The organism is Salmonella sp. NW38, from assembly GCF_051807745.1.
Lineage (GTDB): Bacteria > Pseudomonadota > Gammaproteobacteria > Enterobacterales > Enterobacteriaceae > Salmonella > Salmonella enterica.
Genome location: NZ_JAMMTO010000011.1, coordinates 29,275 through 52,099, shown reverse-complemented (window position 1 = coordinate 52,099; position 22,825 = coordinate 29,275). Strand labels below are relative to the sequence as shown.

Annotated in this window: 23 protein-coding genes and 1 pseudogene; 19 read left to right on the top strand and 5 right to left on the bottom strand. The window is 57.2% G+C overall.

Going from position 1 to position 22,825, the window contains the following annotated elements; translation table 11 throughout:
* Positions 1–104 precede the first annotated feature (104 nt).
* Positions 105–335, top strand: coding sequence for a hypothetical protein (locus NA624_RS18460; protein ID WP_000700636.1), 231 nt, complete (start codon positions 105–107; stop codon positions 333–335).
* Positions 336–397: 62 nt separating this feature from the next.
* On the opposite strand, the gene tkt is transcribed toward NA624_RS18460, so the two are convergent.
* Both tkt and tal read right to left on the bottom strand, forming a co-directional pair.
* Positions 398–2,398, bottom strand: a complete 2,001-nt coding sequence (tkt, locus tag NA624_RS18455) for a transketolase (RefSeq protein WP_000087331.1) — start codon at positions 2,396–2,398, stop codon at positions 398–400.
* Between the two features lie 19 nt (positions 2,399–2,417).
* Positions 2,418–3,368, bottom strand: a complete 951-nt coding sequence (gene tal, locus NA624_RS18450) for a transaldolase (protein WP_001072443.1) — start codon at positions 3,366–3,368, stop codon at positions 2,418–2,420.
* A gap of 271 nt (positions 3,369–3,639) precedes the next feature.
* Between tal and maeB the strand changes: the two genes are divergently transcribed.
* The 18 genes from maeB (at position 3,640) to eutR (ending at position 21,126) form a co-directional block, all read left to right on the top strand.
* Positions 3,640–5,919, top strand: coding sequence for an NADP-dependent oxaloacetate-decarboxylating malate dehydrogenase (gene maeB / locus NA624_RS18445; RefSeq protein ID WP_000344300.1), 2,280 nt, complete (start codon positions 3,640–3,642; stop codon positions 5,917–5,919).
* 416 nt (positions 5,920–6,335) lie between these two features.
* Positions 6,336–6,671, top strand: a complete 336-nt coding sequence (gene eutS / locus NA624_RS18440; protein ID WP_001031446.1) for an ethanolamine utilization microcompartment protein EutS — start codon at positions 6,336–6,338, stop codon at positions 6,669–6,671.
* A gap of 12 nt (positions 6,672–6,683) precedes the next feature.
* The gene (eutP, locus tag NA624_RS18435; protein ID WP_439040281.1) at positions 6,684–7,163 is read left to right on the top strand and encodes an ethanolamine utilization acetate kinase EutP; all 480 of its coding nucleotides are present in this window, start codon (positions 6,684–6,686) and stop codon (positions 7,161–7,163) included.
* A complete protein-coding gene (gene eutQ, locus NA624_RS18430) occupies positions 7,141–7,830 on the top strand; it encodes an ethanolamine utilization acetate kinase EutQ (RefSeq protein ID WP_000733868.1) in 690 nt (229 codons plus the stop codon). The genes eutP and eutQ overlap by 23 nt, the downstream gene beginning before the upstream one ends.
* Positions 7,827–8,630, top strand: coding sequence for an ethanolamine utilization cob(I)yrinic acid a,c-diamide adenosyltransferase EutT (eutT, locus tag NA624_RS18425; protein ID WP_000997661.1), 804 nt, complete (start codon positions 7,827–7,829; stop codon positions 8,628–8,630). The genes eutQ and eutT overlap by 4 nt, the downstream gene beginning before the upstream one ends.
* The gene (gene pta / locus NA624_RS18420) at positions 8,627–9,643 is read left to right on the top strand and encodes a phosphate acetyltransferase (RefSeq protein WP_000582917.1); all 1,017 of its coding nucleotides are present in this window, start codon (positions 8,627–8,629) and stop codon (positions 9,641–9,643) included. The genes eutT and pta overlap by 4 nt, the downstream gene beginning before the upstream one ends.
* Positions 9,644–9,683: 40 nt before the next feature.
* Positions 9,684–9,974 (top strand): ethanolamine utilization microcompartment protein EutM, encoded by a 291-nt coding sequence (eutM, locus tag NA624_RS18415; RefSeq protein ID WP_000387716.1) that lies wholly within the window; start codon positions 9,684–9,686, stop codon positions 9,972–9,974.
* Positions 9,975–10,086: 112 nt separating this feature from the next.
* The gene (gene eutN, locus NA624_RS18410; RefSeq protein WP_001522340.1) at positions 10,087–10,374 is read left to right on the top strand and encodes an ethanolamine utilization microcompartment protein EutN; all 288 of its coding nucleotides are present in this window, start codon (positions 10,087–10,089) and stop codon (positions 10,372–10,374) included.
* An 11-nt stretch (positions 10,375–10,385) separates the two neighbouring features.
* Positions 10,386–11,789, top strand: coding sequence for an aldehyde dehydrogenase family protein (locus NA624_RS18405; RefSeq protein ID WP_001075649.1), 1,404 nt, complete (start codon positions 10,386–10,388; stop codon positions 11,787–11,789).
* 10 nt (positions 11,790–11,799) lie between these two features.
* On the top strand, positions 11,800–12,639 hold the full coding sequence (gene eutJ, locus NA624_RS18400) for an ethanolamine utilization protein EutJ (protein ID WP_000929678.1): 840 nt from the start codon (positions 11,800–11,802) through the stop codon (positions 12,637–12,639).
* On the top strand, positions 12,629–13,825 hold the full coding sequence (gene eutG, locus NA624_RS18395) for an ethanolamine utilization ethanol dehydrogenase EutG (protein ID WP_001147506.1): 1,197 nt from the start codon (positions 12,629–12,631) through the stop codon (positions 13,823–13,825). The genes eutJ and eutG overlap by 11 nt, the downstream gene beginning before the upstream one ends.
* A gap of 110 nt (positions 13,826–13,935) precedes the next feature.
* Complete coding sequence (eutH, locus tag NA624_RS18390) at positions 13,936–15,162, top strand: ethanolamine utilization protein EutH (RefSeq protein WP_000512360.1); 1,227 nt, start codon at positions 13,936–13,938, stop codon at positions 15,160–15,162.
* A complete protein-coding gene (gene eutA, locus NA624_RS18385; protein WP_001097518.1) occupies positions 15,159–16,562 on the top strand; it encodes an ethanolamine ammonia-lyase reactivating factor EutA in 1,404 nt (467 codons plus the stop codon). The genes eutH and eutA overlap by 4 nt, the downstream gene beginning before the upstream one ends.
* Positions 16,563–16,573: 11 nt before the next feature.
* The gene (gene eutB, locus NA624_RS18380; protein ID WP_000769988.1) at positions 16,574–17,935 is read left to right on the top strand and encodes an ethanolamine ammonia-lyase subunit alpha; all 1,362 of its coding nucleotides are present in this window, start codon (positions 16,574–16,576) and stop codon (positions 17,933–17,935) included.
* An 18-nt stretch (positions 17,936–17,953) separates the two neighbouring features.
* Complete coding sequence (gene eutC / locus NA624_RS18375; RefSeq protein ID WP_000372336.1) at positions 17,954–18,850, top strand: ethanolamine ammonia-lyase subunit EutC; 897 nt, start codon at positions 17,954–17,956, stop codon at positions 18,848–18,850.
* Between the two features lie 9 nt (positions 18,851–18,859).
* A complete protein-coding gene (eutL, locus tag NA624_RS18370) occupies positions 18,860–19,519 on the top strand; it encodes an ethanolamine utilization microcompartment protein EutL (RefSeq protein WP_001111054.1) in 660 nt (219 codons plus the stop codon).
* 12 nt (positions 19,520–19,531) lie between these two features.
* Entirely contained in the window at positions 19,532–20,026 is a 495-nt protein-coding gene (gene eutK, locus NA624_RS18365) for an ethanolamine utilization microcompartment protein EutK (protein ID WP_000606266.1), read from the top strand.
* Between the two features lie 47 nt (positions 20,027–20,073).
* A complete protein-coding gene (gene eutR / locus NA624_RS18360) occupies positions 20,074–21,126 on the top strand; it encodes an HTH-type transcriptional regulator EutR (protein ID WP_000753666.1) in 1,053 nt (350 codons plus the stop codon).
* A gap of 166 nt (positions 21,127–21,292) precedes the next feature.
* Here eutR and NA624_RS18355 read toward each other — a convergent pair.
* From NA624_RS18355 to hemF, 3 genes and pseudogenes are all read right to left on the bottom strand, one after another.
* Positions 21,293–21,499: pseudogene (locus tag NA624_RS18355) on the bottom strand (DUF1963 domain-containing protein); the annotation flags it as partial.
* Between the two features lie 75 nt (positions 21,500–21,574).
* Positions 21,575–21,904 carry a hypothetical protein gene (locus NA624_RS18350; protein WP_001194342.1) on the bottom strand — a complete coding sequence of 110 codons (330 nt, stop codon included), beginning with the start codon at positions 21,902–21,904 and terminating at the stop codon, positions 21,575–21,577.
* A 20-nt stretch (positions 21,905–21,924) separates the two neighbouring features.
* A complete protein-coding gene (hemF, locus tag NA624_RS18345; RefSeq protein ID WP_000801343.1) occupies positions 21,925–22,824 on the bottom strand; it encodes an oxygen-dependent coproporphyrinogen oxidase in 900 nt (299 codons plus the stop codon).
* Between the last annotated feature and the right edge of the window lies 1 nt (position 22,825).

Genomic DNA, 22,825 nt, shown 5'->3' with positions numbered 1-22,825 from the left:
AGAATAGGGATACACCTATTGAGGTTTCATTTATGGTATAGAGATTGCTACGTTACGGTAGGATTGTTACTTTACCCGATAGCCTCACCACAGCAGGAAATAGTATGAAAATAAATAATGGCCCCGTATTATGCCCCCATTGTGGCTGCCTGAGCGCTTATTATGAAATAGATCGGCTGGCGGCGATAAGAGAAAAAGTGAATAAAGAAGGCGGATCAGCGGCGTGGGATTCAACATTGCAGGCGCATAAAAAAAAGGCCTTTTGCCTGATGTGCCATAAATCCATTGATGAGGTCGTCATCGGGCAGTCAGATGCGCCTGGGTCTACGAAGTAATTTTGCACAGCCTACAGAACAGGTCTGCAGACTGCGCAAAGTCTGTGTTGCTAACGCTCGCCTTAGCCTTTGATGTTCAGCACCCGGCGGGCTTTTTCTACAATATTTTCCACGGTAAAGCCAAAATACGGGAACAGTTTGTCAGCCGGGGCGGATTCACCGTATCCCGTCATGCCGATAATTGCGCCTTTTAGGCCAACATATTTATACCAGTAGTCGGCTATACCGGCTTCCACCGCGACGCGGGCGGTCACGTGCGCCGGTAGCACTGATTCGCGATATGCCTCGTCCTGCGCATCGAAAATATCCGTTGAAGGCAACGACACCACGCGAACGTTATGCCCCTCGCCAGTCAATTTTTCCGCCGCCTGGAGGGTAATTTCCATTTCCGATCCGGTAGCGATCAGAATGATATCCGGCTTGCCGCCGCTATCCTTCAGAATATAACCGCCGCGAGCAATTGCTTTCACCTGTTCCGGCGTGCGTTCCACCTGCGCCAGATTCTGCCGCGAGAGAATCAACGCCGTCGGCCCGTGCTGACGTTCAATGGCCAGCTTCCAGCCGACCGCCGCCTCAACCTGATCGCAGGGACGCCAGGTGCTGAAGTTTGGCGTTAAGCGCAGGCTCGCCAGTTGTTCCACGGCCTGGTGCGTCGGGCCATCTTCGCCCAAACCGATGGAGTCGTGGGTATAGACCATAATCTGCCGGGCTTTCATTAAGGCCGCCATACGCGCCGCGTTACGGGCATATTCGACAAACATCAGAAACGTGGCGGTATACGGTACAAAGCCGCCGTGGTGGGCGATGCCGTTGGCAATGGCGGTCATGCCGAATTCGCGCACGCCATAGTGGATGTAATTACCTGCCGGATCCTCTTTCAACGAGGTCGAACCTTTCCAGATAGTCAGGTTGCTCGGCGCCAGATCCGCCGATCCGCCCAACAGTTCCGGCAACAGGGGACCGTAGGCATTGAGCGTATTTTGCGATGCTTTACGGGTGGCGATTTTGGCCGGATTAGCCTGCAAGTCGTTAATAAATTTTTGCGTGGCGGATTCCCATGTCTCCGGCAGTCCGCCGCTCATCCGGCGGGTAAACTCTGCGGCCAGCTCAGGATAAGCCTTCTCATAAGCAGCAAACTTTTCCTGCCACTGCTGCTGCGCTTTCTCACCTTTTTCACGGCCATCCCACGCGCGGTAAATTTCTTTTGGGATCTCAAACGCCGGATGATGCCATCCCAGCTTCTGGCGGGTCAACGCCACCTCTTCTTCGCCCAGCGCCGCGCCGTGCGACTCCTCCTTCCCGGCTTTATTCGGCGAGCCAAAACCTATCACCGTCCGACAGATAATTAGCGAAGGTTTGTCTTTTACGCTCTGGGCTTCCAGAATGGCTTTTTTCACCGCCTCCGGATCGTGCCCGTCAATGTCATGCACGACATGCCAGTGGTAGGCTTCAAAACGTTTGGCGGTATCGTCGGTAAACCAGCCTTCGGTTTCGCCATCAATGGAGATGCCGTTGTGATCGTAAAAGCCGATCAGTTTGCCCAGTCCCAGCGTACCAGCCAGCGAACACACCTCATGCGAGATCCCCTCCATCAGACAGCCGTCGCCCATAAAGACATAGGTGTAGTGGTCGACAATCTCGTGGTCCGGCCGGTTGAACTGTGCGCCTAACGTACGCTCGGCAATCGCCAGCCCGACGGCATTCGCCAGCCCCTGGCCCAGCGGTCCGGTGGTGGTTTCAACGCCGGGCGTATAGCCAATCTCCGGGTGACCGGGCGTTTTAGAGTGCAGTTGACGGAAGTTTTTTAACTCCTCCAGCGGCAGGTCATAACCGGTTAAATGCAGCAGACTATAGAGCAGCATGGAGGCGTGACCGTTGGAAAGGATAAAACGATCACGGTCATACCAGGTCGGATCGGTGGGGTTATGTTTAAGAAAATCGTTCCATAGCACTTCAGCGATATCCGCCATCCCCATCGGCGCGCCGGGGTGCCCGGAATTGGCTTTTTGAACGGCATCCATGCTCAGCGCACGAATCGCATTGGCAAGGTCTTTACGGGACATAAATCACTCCATGCAAGGTTTATAGTTTGGCGGCAAGCAGGTCTTCCAGTTTGCGCTGGTCAACGGCAAAAAGACGGATACCTTCCGACAGCTTCTCTACGGCCATCGCGTCCTGATTATGTTCCCAGCGGAACTCCGCTTCCGTCATTGGCGTAGGACGGTGGAACATCTGCGAGGAAGGCACCAGTTTACGGATCACCGGTTCTTCTTTTTCTTTCAGCTCTTTAAGCAGGTTAGGGGAGATAGTCAGTCGATCGCAGCCGGTTAGCGCGAGGATTTGCTCAGTACGGCGGAAACTTGCCCCCATCACGATGGTTTCATAGCGATGCTGTTTAAAGTAATCGTAGATATTGCGTACCGATTTCACGCCGGGATCTTCCTCCACGACATACGGCTCCAGCGGACTACGCGCCTGATACCAGTCGTAAATTCGGCCCACGAACGGAGAGATCAAATAGACGCCCGCTTCGGCGCAGGCGCGCGCCTGGGCAAAAGAGAACAACAACGTCAGGTTGCAATTAATGCCCTCTTTTTCGAGCTGCCCGGCGGCGCGGATACCTTCCCAGGTTGCGGCGAGCTTGATCAGAATGCGCGATTTATCAATACCCTGCTGCTGGTAGAGATCCACCAGATGGCGCGCTTTCTCGATACTTTTTTCTTTATCGAATGATAACCGCGCGTCGACTTCAGTGGAGACGCGACCGGGAATACTTTTCAGTATTTCCGCGCCAAAATTGACCGCCAGTTTATCGCTGGCTGCTGCAACCTGCTGTTCCTGCGTACCGCCGTGTTTTTTTCCCCAGGCAATCGCATCCTCAATCAAATGACCATACTGCTCAAGCCCGGCGGCTTTCAACAGTAAAGAGGGATTTGTCGTGGCATCCTGCGGCTGGTAGTGGCGGATGGACTCGATGTCGCCGCTGTCGGCGACGACGGTAGTGAATTGTTTGATGCCGTCTAGCTGGTTCATAGGAAATACTCCTTGAAAAGTAAAGTGTTAGATGAGTGTGTTGATTCACACTTCTGAAAGATTGATACACTACATAACCAAAAAGCATAGCAGACAGGCATGGTATTGCTGGTATAAGCAGGTAACATGGCCGTTATAAGTTGATAACAAACTCTTGCGCCGCGTCGTGATAGTTTGCAGACCTTCAAAGTTTGTGTTGCGCAGTACGGTGATAATGTGCGGCGCACCAGGCCGCGTCACTTTTTGAACGATACGTGAAAGGAACAACAAGATGGATGAGCAGTTAAAACAAAGCGCCCTTGATTTCCACGAATTTCCGGTACCCGGTAAAATTCAGGTTTCTCCGACTAAGCCCCTTGCCACCCAACGCGATCTGGCGTTGGCTTACTCGCCAGGCGTGGCGGCGCCCTGCCTGGAAATCGAAAAAGATCCGCTGGCAGCCTACAAATACACCGCGCGCGGCAACCTTGTCGCGGTCATTTCCAACGGTACAGCGGTGCTGGGGTTAGGCAACATTGGCGCGCTGGCCGGCAAGCCGGTCATGGAAGGCAAAGGCGTTCTGTTTAAAAAATTCGCCGGCATTGATGTGTTTGACATTGAAGTCGATGAGCTTGACCCGGACAAATTTATCAACGTGGTCGCGGCGCTGGAGCCGACCTTTGGCGGCATTAACCTCGAAGACATTAAAGCGCCGGAATGTTTCTATATTGAACAGAAACTGCGCGAGCGCATGAACATCCCGGTTTTCCATGACGATCAGCACGGAACGGCGATCATCAGTACGGCCGCCATTCTTAATGGCCTGCGAGTCGTAGAGAAAAATATTTCCGACGTGCGGATGGTCGTCTCCGGCGCAGGGGCGGCGGCAATCGCTTGTATGAACCTGCTGGTCGCGTTGGGGATGCAAAAGCACAACATCGTGGTGTGCGACTCTAAGGGCGTTATTTACAAAGGCCGTGAGCCGAATATGGCGGAGACCAAAGCGGCCTATGCGGTAGACGACAGCGGCAAGCGCACGCTGGATGAGGTCATTGACGGCGCGGATATTTTCCTCGGCTGTTCAGGCCCGAAAGTGCTGACTCAGGAGATGGTGAAGAAAATGGCCCGCGCGCCAATGATTCTGGCGCTGGCTAACCCGGAACCGGAAATTCTGCCGCCGCTGGCGAAAGAAGTGCGCCCGGACGCCATTATCTGTACCGGTCGTTCCGACTATCCGAACCAGGTGAACAACGTATTGTGCTTCCCGTTTATCTTCCGCGGCGCACTGGACGTCGGCGCGACGGCGATCAACGAAGAGATGAAACTGGCGGCGGTCCGTGCGATTGCTGAGCTGGCGCACGCCGAACAGAGCGAAGTGGTGGCCTCGGCCTATGGCGATCAGGACCTGAGCTTTGGGCCGGAATACATTATTCCGAAACCGTTCGATCCGCGTCTGATTGTCAAAATCGCTCCGGCGGTCGCGAAAGCGGCAATGGATTCCGGCGTGGCGACGCGCCCGATTGCTGACTTTGATGCCTATATCGATAAACTGACCGAGTTTGTCTACAAAACCAACCTGTTCATGAAGCCGATCTTCTCGCAGGCACGCAAAGATCCGAAGCGCGTAGTGCTGCCGGAAGGGGAAGAGGCGCGCGTGCTGCACGCAACCCAGGAGTTGATCACCCTGGGGCTGGCGAAACCCATCCTGATCGGACGTCCGAGCGTGATCGAAATGCGTATCCAGAAACTGGGGCTACAGATCAAAGCGGGCGTTGATTTCGAGATCGTGAATAATGAATCCGATCCGCGCTTCAAAGAGTACTGGAGCGAGTATTACCAGATCATGAAGCGTCGCGGGGTAACTCAGGAACAGGCGCAGCGTGCGATGATCGGCAACCATACGGCCATTGGCGCGATCATGGTGCAGCGTGGGGAAGCGGATGCGATGATCTGCGGCACCATCGGCGACTACCATGAGCATTTCAGCGTCGTGAAAGCCGTCTTTGGCTACCGTGACGGCGTGCATACGGCAGGGGCGATGAACGCCTTACTGCTGCCAAGCGGCAACACTTTTATCGCCGATACTTATGTTAACGAAGATCCCACGCCGGAACAGTTGGCGGAGATCACCGTAATGGCGGCGGAAACCGTTCGCCGCTTTGGTATTGAGCCGAAAGTCGCGCTGTTGTCGCACTCTAACTTTGGTTCCTCAAATTCGCTGTCCGCCAGCAAAATGCGCGAAACCCTTGAGCGGGTACGCGAACGAGCGCCCGATCTGATGATTGACGGTGAGATGCACGGTGATGCAGCGTTGGTGGAAAGTATTCGTAATGACCGGATGCCGGATAGCCCGCTGAAGGGAGCCGCCAATATTCTGGTGATGCCGAATATGGAAGCCGCCCGCATTAGTTACAACTTACTCCGCGTCTCCAGTTCCGAAGGCGTCACGGTCGGCCCGGTCCTGATGGGCGTGTCTAAACCGGTACATGTATTAACGCCGATCGCCTCTGTACGCCGTATCGTGAATATGGTGGCGTTAGCGGTAGTTGAAGCGCAAACCACGCCGCTTTAATAACGCATTACTCTCTCTTCTGGCGCAGGTTCTCCTGCGCTTTTTTTATGCGCCGCTGGGCTTCGCCATGGCATGAAAGGCTCGGGTGGGGATATTCTGGAACCTATTGCGTTACCCCTACTTATTTCACTGAATCTGTACTATGCACAAATCGAGTGATACGCATTATTTTTATCAATAGTAGTAATGCAAAGAATAGCCGGTGGGTATTTATTGCGGAACAGGTTTAAATTCAGAATGACGCCTGAAAATGTGATGTACCACGATATTTATCGTTAACACCTTCGACAGAAGTCACTTTTATTTTCTTTCTCTTAGTGATCTACCTCACCTTTTACATCACCTTGCCGAATTTTGTTATTTACTCCGACAAAAAATTGCCACGATGACGGCAGTTTCAGTGGAGACGGTGAGCAATGAATAAAGAACGCATTATTCAGGAATTTGTGCCGGGCAAACAGGTCACGCTGGCGCATCTCATTGCGCACCCTGGTGAAGAACTGGCGAAAAAGATCGGCGTTCCCGATGCTGGCGCGATTGGCATTATGACCTTAACGCCGGGGGAAACAGCCATGATTGCTGGCGATTTAGCGATGAAGGCTGCGGATGTACACATCGTTTTTCTCGACAGATTTAGCGGCGCGCTGGTGATTTATGGCACCGTCGGCGCAGTAGAAGAAGCGCTATTACAGACGGTCAGCGGGCTGGGGCGATTATTAAACTTTACCCTGTGTGAGTTAACAAAAAGTTAATTGGTGGCGGTAATGAAACGTATTGCTTTTGTCGGCGCGGTCGGTGCCGGAAAGACAACGCTTTTTAACGCGTTACGGGGAAATTATTCCCTCGCCAGAAAAACGCAGGCCGTGGAATTTAATGATCATGGCGATATCGATACGCCGGGTGAATATTTTAGCCATCCCCGTTGGTATCACGCCTTAATTACCACGTTGCAGGATGTGGACACGCTGATTTATGTCCACGCGGCAAACGATAAAGAAAGTCGCTTACCTGCCGGGTTATTGGATGTTGGAACCCGTAAACGACATATCGCCGTTATCAGCAAAACGGACATGCCGGATGCCGACGTCGCCGCTACGCGGCAGTTGCTTTGCGAGATTGGATTACGGGAGCCGATTTTCGAGCTCAACGGTCACGACCCGCAAAGCGTGCGGCAGTTGGTGGATTATCTGGCGGCTCTCAGTGAACAGGAGGAAGAGGCAGGTGAAAAAACTTATCACAGCTAACGATATTCGTGCGGCCCACGCCCGCGGCGAACAGGCGATGTCGGTAGTGCTGCGCGCCAGCATTATTACCCCGGAGGCTCGCGAAGTGGCGGAACTACTGGGCTTCACGATTACCGAATGCGACGAGTCCGTCCCGGCATCCACATCGGCGCAGGCGTGTAAAAGCGAAAGCCAGCGCATTCGGGAAGCCATCATCGCGCAGCTCCCGGAAGGGCAGTTTACTGAAAGCCTGGTGGCGCAGCTGATGGAAAAAGTGCTCAAGGAAAAGCAGTCGCTGGAACTGGGGACGATGCAGCCGAGCTTTACCTCCGTCACGGGTAAAGGCGGCGTGAAAGTCATTGACGGCAGCAGCGTGAAATTTGGCCGCTTCGACGGCGCCGAACCGCACTGCGTCGGCTTAACCGATCTGGTTACAGAGCAGGACGGCAGCAGCATGGCCGCCGGGTTTATGCAGTGGGACAACGCCTTTTTCCCGTGGACGCTGAACTACGACGAAATCGACATGGTGCTGGAGGGCGAACTGCACGTACGCCATGAAGGCGAAACCATGATTGCCAAAGCCGGAGATGTCATGTTCATCCCTAAAGGCTCCAGCATTGAATTTGGCACGCCGACGACTGTGCGCTTTCTGTACGTCGCCTGGCCTGCGAACTGGCAATCCGTATGAACGATTTCATCACCGAAACGTGGCTCAGAGCGAATCACACGCTCAGCGAAGGATCGGAAATCCATCTGCCCGCTGATGCACGACTGACGCCCTCGGCCCGGGAACTGCTGGAAAGCCGCCGCTTGCGCATTAAGTTTCTGGATCAGCAAGGCCGGCTGTTTGTTGATGATGACGAACAGCAGCCGCAGCCGGTACATGGCTTAACCAGTAGCGATACGCACCCACAGGCCTGCTGTGAACTGTGCCGCCAGCCGGTGGTGAAAAAGCCCGATACGCTGACCCATCTGACGGCGGACAAAATGGTCGCCAAAAGCGACCCGCGCCTCGGCTTTCGCGCCGCGCTCGACAGCGCCATCGCGCTGACCGTGTGGCTACAAATCGAACTGGCGGAACCCTGGCAGCCGTGGCTTTTCGATATCCGTTCGCGGCTGGGCAACATTATGCGCGCCGACGCTATAGATGAACCGCTGGCGGCGCAGTCTATCGTCGGGCTGAACGAGGATGAGCTGCATCGCCTTTCCCACCAGCCGCTGCGCTATCTCGACCACGATCACCTGGTGCCGGAGGCCAGCCACGGTCGCGATGCGGCGCTGCTTAATCTGCTGCGAACCAAAGTCCGTGAAACGGAAACCCTCGCCGCACAAGTGTTTATTACCCGTAGTTTTGAGGTCTTGCGCCCGGACATTTTACAGGCGCTGAACCGTCTCTCCAGCACGGTTTACGTGATGATGATTTTGAGCGTGGCGAAACATCCGCTGACGGTCGCCCAAATTCAACAACGGTTGGGAGAGAAGCCATGATCATTGAACGCGCCCGCGAACTGGCGGTACGTGCCCCCGCCAGAGTCGTCTTTCCCGATGCGCTGGACGAACGCGTGCTGAAAGCGGCGCATTACCTGCAACAGTGCGGTCTGGCTCGCCCCGTTCTGGTCGCCAGTCCGTTTGCGCTGCGTCAGTTTGCCCTGAGTCATCGTATGGCGATGGATGGCATTCAGGTCATCGACCCACACAGCAACCTGAGTATGCGCCAGCGTTTTGCGCAACGCTGGCTTGCCCGTGCCGGAGAAAAAACGCCGCCGGACGCAGTGGAAAAGCTTAGCGACCCGCTAATGTTCGCTGCCGCCATGGTGAGCGCCGGTGAGGCTGATGTGTGTATCGCAGGCAACCTGTCGTCAACGGCGAATGTGCTGCGCGCAGGGCTGCGGGTGATTGGCCTGCAACCCGGATGCAAAACATTGTCGTCTATTTTCCTGATGCTGCCGCAGTATGCCGGTCGGGCATTAGGGTTCGCCGATTGCAGCGTAGTGCCGCAGCCGACGGCGGCGCAGCTGGCGGATATCGCTATCGCCAGCGCCGACACCTGGCGGGCCATTACCGGCGAAGAGCCGCACGTGGCGATGCTGTCATTTTCAAGCAACGGCAGCGCCCGTCACCCCAATGTTGCCAACGTGCAGCAGGCGACAGAGCTCGTTCGCGAACGTGCGCCGCAACTGCTTGTGGACGGTGAATTGCAGTTTGACGCCGCTTTCGTACCGGAGGTCGCCGCGCAAAAAGCGCCTGACAGCCCGCTGCAAGGCCGCGCCAACGTGATGATTTTCCCGTCGCTGGAGGCGGGCAATATTGGCTACAAAATCGCTCAGCGTCTGGGAGGCTATCGCGCTGTTGGGCCGCTAATTCAGGGGCTTGCCGCGCCGCTTCACGACCTCTCCCGAGGCTGTAGCGTGCAGGAAATTATCGAACTGGCGTTGGTGGCAGCCGTGCCGCGCCAGGCTGACGTGAGCCGCGAACGCAGCTTACACACACTGGTTGAATGAACGGTCCCGTTCTGGACCCCTTTAATGAGAGGAAAACACGATGGAAGCATTAGGAATGATTGAAACCCGGGGCCTGGTTGCGCTGATTGAGGCCTCAGATGCGATGGTAAAAGCCGCACGCGTGAAGCTGGTCGGCGTGAAGCAGATTGGCGGTGGCCTGTGTACGGCCATGGTACGTGGCGACGTGGCGGCGTGCAAAGCCGCAACCGATGCTGGCGCCGCTGCGGCGCAGCGCATTGGCGAGCTGGTCTCCGTACACGTGATTCCACGCCCGCACGGCGATCTGGAAGAAGTGTTCCCGATCAGCTTCAAAGGCGACAGCAACATTTGATGGTAGGCCGGATAAGACGCGCAGCGTCGCCATCCGGCATGAATGCGCGCCATTGCCTGATGGTGCGCAGATTCAAGGCCTACGACCCAACGGGCAATCCATGGAGGCGGATATGAAACTGGCAGTCGTCACAGGACAAATCGTATGTACCGTCCGCCATCAGGGACTGGCGCATGACAAATTGCTGATGGTGGAAATGATCGATGCCCAGGGCAACCCCGACGGGCAGTGTGCCGTCGCTATCGACAGTATCGGGGCGGGAACCGGAGAGTGGGTACTGCTGGTCAGCGGCAGTTCCGCACGCCAGGCGCATCGCAGCGAATTATCACCGGTCGATCTGTGCGTCATTGGCATCGTCGATGAAGTGGTGGCTGGCGGGAAAGTGGTTTTCCATAAATAGGACTGAACATCATGAATCAACAGGATATTGAACAGGTGGTGAAAGCGGTACTGCTGAAAATGAAAGACAGCAGCCAGCCGGACAGCACTGTTCATGAGATGGGCGTTTTTGCCTCCCTGGATGACGCAGTGGCGGCAGCAAAACGGGCCCAGCAGGGGCTGAAGAGCGTGGCGATGCGCCAGCTTGCCATTCATGCCATTCGCGAAGCGGGCGAAAAACACGCCCGAGAATTAGCGGAACTTGCCGTCAGCGAAACCGGCATGGGACGCGTTGACGATAAATTTGCTAAAAACGTGGCGCAGGCGCGCGGCACGCCGGGCGTCGAGTGTTTATCTCCGCAGGTGCTGACCGGCGATAACGGCCTGACGCTGATTGAAAATGCGCCGTGGGGCGTGGTGGCCTCGGTCACGCCGTCCACCAATCCGGCGGCGACGGTGATTAATAACGCCATCAGCCTGATTGCCGCAGGCAACAGCGTTGTGTTTGCTCCGCATCCGGCGGCGAAAAAGGTCTCTCAGCGGGCAATCACCCTCCTCAATCAGGCGGTGGTCGCCGCCGGCGGCCCGGAAAATTTGCTGGTCACCGTGGCGAACCCGGATATCGAAACCGCCCAGCGGCTGTTCAAGTATCCCGGTATTGGCCTGCTGGTGGTGACCGGCGGCGAAGCGGTGGTGGACGCGGCGCGCAAACATACTAATAAACGCCTGATTGCCGCTGGTGCCGGTAATCCCCCGGTGGTGGTGGATGAGACCGCCGACCTGCCTCGCGCTGCACAATCCATCGTCAAAGGCGCGTCGTTTGATAACAACATCATCTGTGCTGACGAAAAAGTGCTGATTGTGGTGGATAGCGTCGCCGACGAGCTGATGCGTCTGATGGAAGGTCAGCACGCGGTGAAACTGACCGCCGCTCAGGCCGAACAGCTCCAGCCGGTGCTGCTGAAGAATATTGATGAGCGCGGCAAAGGCACCGTCAGCCGTGACTGGGTCGGTCGTGACGCGGGCAAGATTGCCGCAGCCATCGGCCTGAACGTCCCGGATCAAACGCGCCTGCTGTTTGTGGAAACGCCAGCTAACCATCCGTTTGCCGTCACTGAAATGATGATGCCGGTACTGCCGGTGGTGCGGGTCGCCAACGTCGAAGAAGCCATCGCCCTGGCGGTTCAGCTTGAAGGCGGTTGCCACCATACGGCGGCGATGCACTCGCGCAATATCGACAACATGAACCAGATGGCGAACGCCATCGACACCAGCATTTTCGTCAAAAACGGGCCGTGCATTGCCGGGCTTGGATTGGGCGGAGAAGGCTGGACCACCATGACCATCACCACGCCAACCGGCGAAGGCGTGACCAGCGCGCGTACCTTTGTGCGGCTGCGTCGATGCGTGCTGGTGGATGCGTTTCGCATTGTATAAGGGATGACTCATGGCGCACGACGAACAACTCTGGCTCACCCCAAGACTGCAAAAAGCGGCGGCCCTGTGTAACCAGACGCCCGCCGCCAGCGACACACCGCTGTGGCTGGGCGTCGATTTGGGCACCTGCGACGTGGTGTCGATGGTGGTCGACGGCAACGCCCAGCCGGTGGCGGTGTGCCTTGACTGGGCCGACGTTGTGCGTGACGGCATCGTCTGGGATTTCTTCGGCGCCGTCACCCTCGTGCGCCGCCATCTCGACACCCTTGAACAGCAGCTCGGCTGCCGCTTTACCCACGCGGCGACCTCGTTCCCGCCAGGCACCGACCCGCGTATTTCGATCAACGTGCTGGAGTCTGCCGGGTTAGAAGTCAGCCACGTACTGGATGAGCCGACCGCGGTGGCGGATCTTTTACAGCTCGATAACGCCGGGGTGGTGGATATCGGCGGCGGCACCACCGGGATCGCCATCGTTAAGCAGGGAGAAGTGACTTACTCCGCCGATGAAGCGACCGGTGGTCATCATATCTCCCTGACGCTCGCCGGAAACCGCCGCATCCCGTTGGAAGAGGCGGAGCAGTACAAGCGCAGCAACGCCCAGGAGATCTGGCCGGTAGTGAAACCGGTGTACGAAAAAATGGCGGAGATCGTTGCTCGCCACATTGAAGGGCAAGGAATTGCTGATTTATGGCTGGCGGGCGGTTCCTGTATGCAGCCGGGCGTGGAGGCGTTATTTCGCCAGCGTTTCCCGGAGTTACAGGTGCATTTACCACAGCACAGCCTGTTTATGACCCCGCTGGCGATAGCTAACAGCGGGAGAGCGAAAGCGGAGGGACTCTATGCAAGCTGAACTACAGACGGCGCTGTTTCAGGCATTCGACACCCTGAATCTGCAACGGGTGAAAACGTTCAGCGTACCGCCGGTCACGCTGTGCGGGCTTGGGGCGCTCGGCGCCTGCGGCCAGGAAGCGCAAGCGCGAGGCGTAAGCCATCTGTTTGTGATGGTCGACAGCTTCCTGCATCAGGCGGGAATGACTGCGCCGCTGGCACGCAGCCTGGCGATGAAAGGCGTGGCGATGACAGTCTGGCCGTGTCCGCCAGGCGAGCCGTGCATTACCGATGTCTGCGCGGCGGTGGCGCAACTGCGTGAGGCGGCGTGCGACGGCGTAGTGGCCTTTGGCGGCGGTTCGGTGCTGGACGCGGCGAAAGCGGTTGCCCTGCTGGTGACTAACCCTGACCAGACGCTGAGCGCCATGACCGAGCGCAGTACATTACGCCCGCGTCTGCCGCTGATTGCGGTGCCGACCACCGCCGGAACCGGTTCTGAAACCACCAACGTGACGGTGATTATCGACGCGGTCAGCGGGCGCAAGCAGGTGCTGGCACACGCGTCACTAATGCCGGACGTAGCGATTCTTGATGCTGCCGTGACCGAAGGCGTTCCGCCAAACGTGACGGCGATGACCGGTATCGATGCGTTGACTCATGCGATTGAGGCCTACAGCGCGCTCAACGCCACGCCGTTTACCGACAGCCTGGCGATTGGCGCGATAGCGATGATTGGCAAATCGCTGCCGAAAGCCGTGGGTTACGGCCACGATCTGGCGGCGCGTGAAAATATGTTGCTGGCCTCCTGTATGGCGGGAATGGCCTTTTCCAGCGCTGGTCTGGGGCTGTGTCATGCGATGGCGCACCAGCCAGGGGCGGCGCTGCATATTCCGCACGGCCAGGCCAACGCCATGCTGCTGCCAACGGTCATGGGCTTTAACCGGATGGTATGCCGCGAACGCTTCAGTCAAATCGGTCGGGCGTTAACCAATAAGAAATCGGACGATCGCGATGCGATTGCGGCGGTGAGCGAGCTGATTGCCGAAGTAGGGCAGAGCAAACGGCTGGCTGACGCTGGCGCCAAACCCGAACACTACAGCGCATGGGCGCAAGCCGCGCTGGAGGATATTTGTCTGCGCAGTAACCCACGCACCGCCACACAGGCACAGATTATCGATCTGTACGCGGCTGCCGGGGAATGCCTGTAGGCCGGATAAGGTGCTCGCACCGCCATCCGGCAATAACACGGCGTTAATGCCGGAGGCGACGTAAACGTCTTATCCGGCCTACAAATCATAAATGGCAGGGAGTAAAGGCTATGGGAATTAACGAAATCATCATGTACATCATGATGTTCTTTATGCTGATTGCCGCCGTGGACAGAATCCTGTCGCAGTTCGGCGGGTCGGCGCGCTTCCTCGGTAAATTCGGCAAGAGTATCGAGGGGTCTGGCGGCCAGTTTGAAGAGGGCTTTATGGCGATGGGCGCGCTGGGACTGGCGATGGTCGGTATGACCGCGCTGGCGCCGGTGCTGGCGCATGTACTGGGGCCGGTTATTATCCCGGTATACGAAATGCTGGGCGCGAACCCATCCATGTTCGCGGGTACGCTGCTGGCCTGTGATATGGGCGGATTCTTCCTCGCCAAAGAGCTGGCCGGCGGTGATGTCGCGGCGTGGCTATACTCAGGGTTAATCCTTGGGTCGATGATGGGGCCGACCATTGTGTTCTCCATTCCGGTGGCGCTCGGCATTATCGAACCGTCTGACCGCCGCTACCTGGCGCTTGGCGTACTGGCGGGTATCGTCACCATTCCCATTGGCTGCATTGCGGGGGGATTGATCGCCATGTACTCAGGCGTGCAGATCAATGGTCAGCCAGTGGAGTTTACCTTCGCGCTGATCCTGATGAACATGATCCCGGTATTGATCGTCGCGGTGCTGGTAGCGCTGGGGCTGAAGTTCATCCCGGAAAAAATGATCAACGGTTTCCAGATTTTCGCCAAATTTCTGGTGGCGCTGATCACCATCGGCCTGGCAGCTGCGGTGGTTAAATTCCTGTTGGGTTGGGAGTTGATTCCGGGACTCGACCCGATCTTTATGGCGCCAGGCGACAAACCCGGCGAAGTGATGCGCGCCATTGAAGTGATCGGCTCTATCTCCTGCGTGCTGCTCGGCGCGTATCCGATGGTGCTGTTACTGACCCGCTGGTTTGAAAAACCGTTGATGAATGTCGGTAAGCTGCTGAACGTAAATAATATTGCGGCGGCAGGCATGGTGGCGACCCTGGCGAACAATATCCCCATGTTCGGCATGATGAAGCAGATGGATACCCGCGGCAAAGTGATTAACTGCGCATTTGCCGTCTCTGCGGCGTTCGCGCTGGGCGACCATTTAGGCTTCGCCGCCGCCAACATGAACGCCATGATCTTCCCGATGATCGTTGGCAAGCTGATCGGCGGCGTGACGGCGATTGGCGTGGCGATGATGCTGGTGCCGAAAGATGACGCCGCCCAGGTGAAAACCGAAGTGGAGGCGCAATCGTGAACACTCGCCAGCTACTGAGCGTCGGTATCGATATCGGCACCACCACCACGCAGGTGATCTTCTCGCGCCTGGAGTTGGTTAACCGTGCGGCGGTGTCGCAGGTGCCGCGCTACGAATTCATCAAACGCGACATTAGCTGGCAAAGCCCGGTCTTCTTTACGCCCGTGGATAAGCAGGGCGGTCTGAAAGAGGCCGAACTTAAAGCGCTGATTCTGGCCCAGTATCAGGCCGCAGGCATCGCGCCTGAATCGGTGGACTCCGGGGCTATCATTATCACCGGCGAAAGCGCCAAAACCCGCAACGCCCGTCCGGCGGTCATGGCGCTCTCGCAGTCGCTGGGCGACTTTGTGGTCGCCAGCGCCGGGCCGCATCTGGAATCAGTCATTGCCGGTCACGGCGCCGGAGCGCAAAGCCTGTCTGAACAGCGGATGTGCCGGGTGCTGAATATTGATATCGGCGGCGGCACGTCTAACTACGCGCTGTTTGACGCGGGAAAAGTCAGCGGCACCGCCTGCCTTAACGTCGGTGGTCGCCTGCTGGAAACCGACGCTCAGGGGCGCGTGGTTTATGCCCATCAGCCGGGGCAGATGATTATCGATGAGGTGTTCGGTTCGGGTACTGATGCTCGCGCCTTAGCTGCCGCACAGTTGGGGCAGGTGGCGCGGCGGATGGCGGATCTCATCGTCGAGGTTATCACTGGCGCGCTCTCGCCGCTGGCGCAATCGCTGATGCAAACCGGGCTGCTGCCCGCCGATATTACGCCGGAGGTGATCACCCTTTCCGGTGGGGTAGGTGAATGCTACCGCAACCAACCTGCCGATCCGTTCTGCTTTTCTGATATCGGGCCGCTGCTGGCGACCGCGCTGCATGAGCACCCGCGTCTGCGCGAGATGAACGTGCAGTTTCCGGCGCAAACCGTGCGCGCCACGGTGATTGGCGCGGGGGCCCATACGCTCTCGCTTTCCGGCAGTACTATCTGGCTGGAAGACGTCCAACTGCCGCTGCGCAACCTGCCGGTGGCGATCCCGCAGGATGACGCCGATCTGGTGAACGCCTGGCGGCAGGCGCTTCTCCAGCTTGATCTCGACCCGCAAACCGACGCTTACGTGCTGGCGCTTCCCGCCACGCTCCCGGTGCGTTACGCCGCATTACTCACGGTCATCAACGCGCTGACGGCTTTTGTCGCGCGTTATCCCAATCCACATCCCCTGCTGGTGGTGGCCGAGCAGGATTTTGGTAAAGCGCTGGGCATGTTATTGCGCCCACAGTTACCGCAACTTCCGCTGGCGGTCATCGATGAGGTGGTCGTGCGGGCGGGAGACTATATCGACATTGGTACGCCTCTTTTTGGCGGATCGGTTGTGCCGGTGACGGTGAAATCACTCGCATTTCCTTCCTGAGGGAACGACTTATGAAACTAAAGACCACATTGTTCGGCAATGTTTATCAGTTTAAGGATGTAAAAGAGGTACTGGCTAAAGCCAACGAACTGCGTTCGGGGGATGTGCTGGCCGGGGTTGCCGCGGCAAGTTCGCAGGAGCGCGTAGCGGCAAAACAGGTACTGTCGGAAATGACGGTGGCGGATATCCGCAACAATCCGGTGATTGCCTATGAAGAGGACTGCGTGACGCGCCTGATTCAGGACGACGTCAACGAAACGGCCTATAACCGGATTAAAAACTGGAGCATCAGCGAACTGCGTGAATACGTGCTGAGCGATGAAACCTCCGTGGACGACATCGCGTTTACCCGCAAAGGCCTGACCTCCGAAGTGGTGGCGGCAGTAGCGAAAATCTGCTCCAACGCTGACCTGATCTACGGCGGCAAGAAAATGCCGGTGATCAAAAAAGCCAATACCACCATCGGTATTCCGGGCACTTTTAGCTGCCGTTTGCAGCCGAACGATACCCGTGACGATGTACAGAGTATCGCCGCGCAAATCTACGAAGGGCTTTCTTTCGGCGCAGGCGATGCGGTGATCGGCGTTAACCCGGTGACCGATGACGTGGAAAACCTGACCCGCGTGCTCGACACCGTTTACGGCGTTATCGATAAATTCAATATTCCGACCCAGGGCTGCGTGCTGGCGCACGTCACCACCCAGATTGAAGCGATTCGTCGCGGCGCGCCGGGCGGACTGATTTTCCAGAGCATTTGCGGCAGCGAGAAGGGCTTAAAAGAGTTCGGCGTCGAGCTGGCGATGCTCGACGAAGCGCGGGCTGTGGGGGCGGAGTTCAACCGCATCGCCGGGGAAAACTGCCTGTACTTTGAAACCGGACAGGGCTCGGCGCTGTCGGCTGGCGCGAACTTTGGTGCCGACCAGGTGACGATGGAAGCGCGTAACTACGGGCTGGCGCGCCACTACGATCCGTTCCTGGTGAACACCGTCGTGGGCTTTATCGGGCCGGAGTATCTCTACAACGACAGGCAGATTATCCGCGCCGGTCTCGAAGATCACTTTATGGGCAAGCTGAGCGGCATCTCGATGGGCTGCGACTGCTGCTATACCAACCATGCCGACGCCGACCAGAACCTTAACGAAAACCTGATGATTCTGCTCGCCACTGCCGGCTGTAACTACATCATGGGGATGCCGCTCGGCGACGACATCATGCTCAACTACCAGACCACCGCTTTCCACGATACCGCCACCGTCCGTCAGTTGCTGAATTTACGGCCGTCGCCGGAGTTTGAATGCTGGCTGGAAACGATGGGCATTATGGCAAACGGTCGTCTGACCAAACGGGCGGGCGATCCGTCACTGTTCTTCTGATGACGCGGGGATAACACCATGGATCAAAAACAGATTGAAGAAATTGTACGTAGCGTGATGGCGTCAATGGGACAGGACGTACCGCAACCCGCCGCGCCGTCAACGCAGGAAGGCGCAAAGCCGCAGTGCGCCGTGCCGACGGTGGCCGAAAGCTGCGCGCTGGATTTAGGTTCTGCGGAGGCAAAAGCCTGGATTGGCGTCGAGAACCCGCATCGTGCGGACGTGCTGACCGAACTGCGTCGCAGTACTGCGGCACGTGTCTGTACGGGTCGTGCCGGGCCGCGTCCACGTACCCAGGCGCTGTTGCGCTTCCTGGCGGATCACTCCCGTTCGAAAGACACCGTGCTCAAAGAAGTGCCGGAAGAGTGGGTAAAAGCGCAAGGGCTGCTGGAAGTGCGTTCGGAGATCAGCGACAAAAACCTGTACCTGACGCGCCCGGATATGGGGCGTCGCCTGAGTCCGGAAGCCATTGACGCGCTGAAGTCACAGTGCGTGATGAACCCGGATGTGCAGGTAGTGGTCTCCGATGGCCTCTCTACGGATGCGATCACCGCCAACTATGAAGAGATCCTGCCGCCGCTGCTTGCCGGTCTGAAGCAGGCCGGGCTGAACGTCGGCACGCCGTTCTTTGTGCGCTATGGCCGCGTGAAGATTGAAGATCAGATTGGCGAAATTCTCGGCGCGAAGGTCGTCATCCTGCTGGTGGGCGAACGTCCGGGGCTGGGGCAGTCGGAAAGCCTCTCCTGCTACGCCGTCTATTCCCCGCGCGTGGCGACCACCGTCGAGGCCGACAGAACCTGTATTTCAAACATTCATCAGGGGGGGACGCCGCCAGTAGAAGCCGCCGCCGTGATTGTGGATTTGGCCAAACGGATGCTGGAGCAGAAAGCGTCCGGCATCAACATGACCCGTTAAGGAGACATCATGCCTGCATTAGATTTGATTCGACCTTCAGTGACTGCCATGCGCGTGATTGCCTCCGTGAATGACGGCTTTGCGCGGGAACTTAAATTACCGCCACATATCCGTAGCCTCGGACTCATCACGGCAGATTCTGATGATGTGACCTATATTGCCGCTGATGAAGCGACAAAACAGGCGATGGTGGAAGTGGTCTATGGTCGCTCCCTCTATGCCGGGGCGGCTCACGGGCCGTCGCCGACCGCCGGTGAGGTGTTGATTATGCTGGGCGGACCGAACCCGGCGGAAGTGCGCGCCGGTCTGGATGCGATGGTCGCCAGCATTGAAAACGGCGCGGCGTTCCAGTGGGCGAACGATGCGGAAAATACCGCGTTCCTGGCGCATGTGGTTTCGCGTACCGGCTCGTACCTCTCGTCTACCGCAGGTATCGCGCTGGGCGATCCAATGGCCTATCTGGTGGCGCCGCCGCTGGAAGCGACATTCGGCATTGACGCGGCGATGAAAGCCGCTGACGTTCAGCTGGTGACTTACGTGCCGCCGCCGTCGGAAACCAACTATTCGGCCGCGTTCTTAACGGGAAGCCAGGCCGCGTGTAAAGCCGCCTGCAATGCCTTTACCGACGCCGTGCTGGATATCGCCCGTAACCCTGTCCAGCGTGCGTAACGGAGGCTGCCAATGATCAATGCCCTGGGATTACTGGAAGTGGACGGAATGGTCGCCGCCGTCGATGCGGCGGATGCCATGCTGAAAGCGGCCAACGTGCGTTTGCTCAGTCATCAAGTGCTCGACCCTGGCAGGCTCACGCTGGTGGTGGAGGGCGATCTGGCGGCGTGTCGTGCGGCGCTGGATGCCGGAAGCGCCGCCGCGCAGCGCACAGGCCGTGTGATTAGCCGCAAAGAAATTGGTCGTCCGGAAGAGGACACCCAGTGGCTGATTGGCGGGTTTGCGCGTGCGACAACGCCGACTGAGAAAGCGCCCCAGGTACCCGCAACGCCTGAGTTCGCTGAAGCGTTACTGGCGCTGCTGGCATCAGTACGCCAGGGAATGACGGCGGGAGAGGTTGCCGCGCATTTTGGCTGGCCGCTGGAGCAGGCCAGAAACGTGCTGGAACAACTCTTTTCTGACGGAGCGTTGCGTAAACGCAGTAGTCGCTATCGCATCAAAAATTAATCTGTCGGAGGGCCGGGCGTCCTGGCGGGCGTCCGGCATAGAAGATCATGAAAAAGACCCGTACAGCGAATTTGCACCATCTTTATCATGAAGCGTTACCCGAAGACGTTAAACTTACGCCCAGAGTCGAGGTGGACAATGTTCATCAGCGACGGACGACGGATGTCTATGAACATGCTCTGACTATCACCGCCTGGCAGCAGATCTACGATCAGTTACACCCGGGTAAATTTCATGGCGAGTTCACGGAAATCCTGCTTGATGAGATTCAGGTGTTCCGTGAATACACCGGCCTGGCGCTGCGTCAGTCGTGTCTGGTTTGGCCAAACTCTTTCTGGTTTGGTATTCCGGCGACGCGCGGCGAACAGGGATTTATCGGCGCGCAGGGGCTCGGCAGCGCCGAGATTGCCACCCGACCGGGAGGCACCGAGTTTGAACTGAGCACGCCGGATGATTACACCATTCTGGGCGTCGTTATCTCGGAAGATGTTATTTCCCGTCAGGCCACGTTTTTGCATAACCCGGAAAGGGTGCTGCATATGCTGCGTAACCAGTTAGCGCTGGAGGTAAAAGAGCAGCATAAAGCGGCGCTGTGGGGCTTTGTGCAGCAGGCGCTGGCCACCTTCAGCGAGAGTCCTGAAACCCTGCATCAACCTGCGGTGCGTAAGGTCTTGAGTGATAATTTATTGCTGGCGATGGGCACGATGCTGGAAGAGGCGAAGCCGATTCATAGCGCCGAGAGCATCAGCCATCAGGGATATCGTAGGCTACTGTCGCGGGCGCGGGAATATGTGCTGGAAAATATGTCGGAGCCGTTGACGGTGCTCGACTTATGTAACCAGCTACACGTAAGCCGTCGCACGCTGCAAAATGCGTTTCACGCCATTTTGGGCATTGGCCCCAATGCGTGGCTGAAACGTATTCGCTTAAACGCGGTACGCCGGGAACTGATTAGCCCGTGGTCGCAGAGCACCACGGTCAAAGATGCCGCGATGCAGTGGGGATTCTGGCATCTGGGGCAATTTGCCACCGATTATCAGCAATTATTTGCCGAAAAACCGTCGTTGACGCTGCATCAACGGATGCGGCAATGGGCTTGATATTGATGGGTAGGATCTCCGGTTGCTGATAACGTGCGCGTGTCGGGAATTGCCCGGTGGCGGCTGGCGCCTTACCGGGCCTACGGATTCGCTGCTGTCTGTGGTTGGTAGCCCGGACAAGGCGCGCCAGCGCCGCCTCCGGGGAACCGCGCGCAATTTTGTCTCCGCAGATAAACCCGTAAAGCATTCCATCGGCATATTTCTCAATATCTTCATAACTTATTTGTGCGAGGAACATCATCGTTTGCGCGCACGTTGGGCACGTTGGATATTCCGCATCCTGAACCCAGGCCGGGTGGCCGCCGAGCTGTGAGAAGGTCGTGGGTGAATTAGGAACGGCCGTGGCGAAAACGGTGTTATATGCCGTACAACACTACCAGGTCAGAATGCGAATTACCGAGTTCTTTATCTACAATGAACTCGTTTATTTCTACGAGCCTGCTTTTATTCAACGACCAACCGGATAGGCGATAAACAAACCGGCTATCGTCAAAATACATGCCAGTATGCATAGCAAGATACAGTTAACGCTTTTACGCGGAATATGAATAATAAAGCAGAGTAATGCTATCAGGGCCATGACCACAGGGATGGTCACCATATTGATAACCAGAAGCACGATCAGACCGAAGCTCACCCCTCCGCTATGAGGGATGAATATTCTTTCTTCAAAATATATTTCTAGCGTAATGGCAAGCAGGCAGCCAATAAAACTTATACCCAGATGGGGATGCCATTTGGCGTCACTGGTTACTACTTTCCGTGTATTTGTTTGCATTGTTTTACTTTATAAATAAGTTACACCCAGTCGCGTACCTGAATAAACTCGCTCAGCGCCGCTTCCGGGCTACCCGCTTCCGGCTGCCAGTCGTACTCCCAGCGCACCAGCGGCGGCATCGACATCAGGATAGATTCAGTGCGCCCGCCGGTTTGCAGACCAAACAGGGTGCCTCTGTCCCACACCAGGTTGAACTCCACGTAGCGCCCGCGGCGATAAAGTTGAAAATTACGCTCCCGCTCGCCCCAGACCATCGCTTTGCGTCGTTCGACAATCGGTAAATACGCCTGGGTGTAGCCGTTACCGACCGCCTGCATAAAAGCAAAACAGTGGTCGAAATCCGGCGTATTCAAATCGTCAAAAAACAGGCCGCCGATACCGCGCTGCTCGTTACGATGCTTGAGGAAAAAGTAGTCGTCGCACCACTTTTTATAGCGCGGATACACATCGTCGCCAAACGGCTGACACAGGTCGCGGGCGGTGCGGTGCCAGTGAACGGCATCCTCTTCAAAGCCGTAGTAGGGCGTTAAATCGAACCCGCCGCCAAACCACCACACCGGATCGGCGCCCGGTTTTTCGGCAATAAAAAAGCGCACGTTAGCATGGCTGGTGGGAATATACGGATTGTGCGGATGCACCACCAGCGATACGCCCATCGCTTCAAAGCTACGCCCGGCCAGCTCTGGCCGATGCGCGGTGGCGGACGCGGGCATCGCATCGCCGTGAACGTGAGAGAAATTAACGCCCGCCTGTTCGAAAATCCCGCCGTTGCGTAATACCCGGCTGCGTCCGCCGCCGCCCGCTTCGCGTCGCCAGCTATCTTCGACAAAGTTTGCGCCATCCACAGCGGATAACGTTTGGCAAATATCATCCTGCAGGCGTAGCAGAAACTGTTTTACGTGATGTGCATCGGGTTTCATG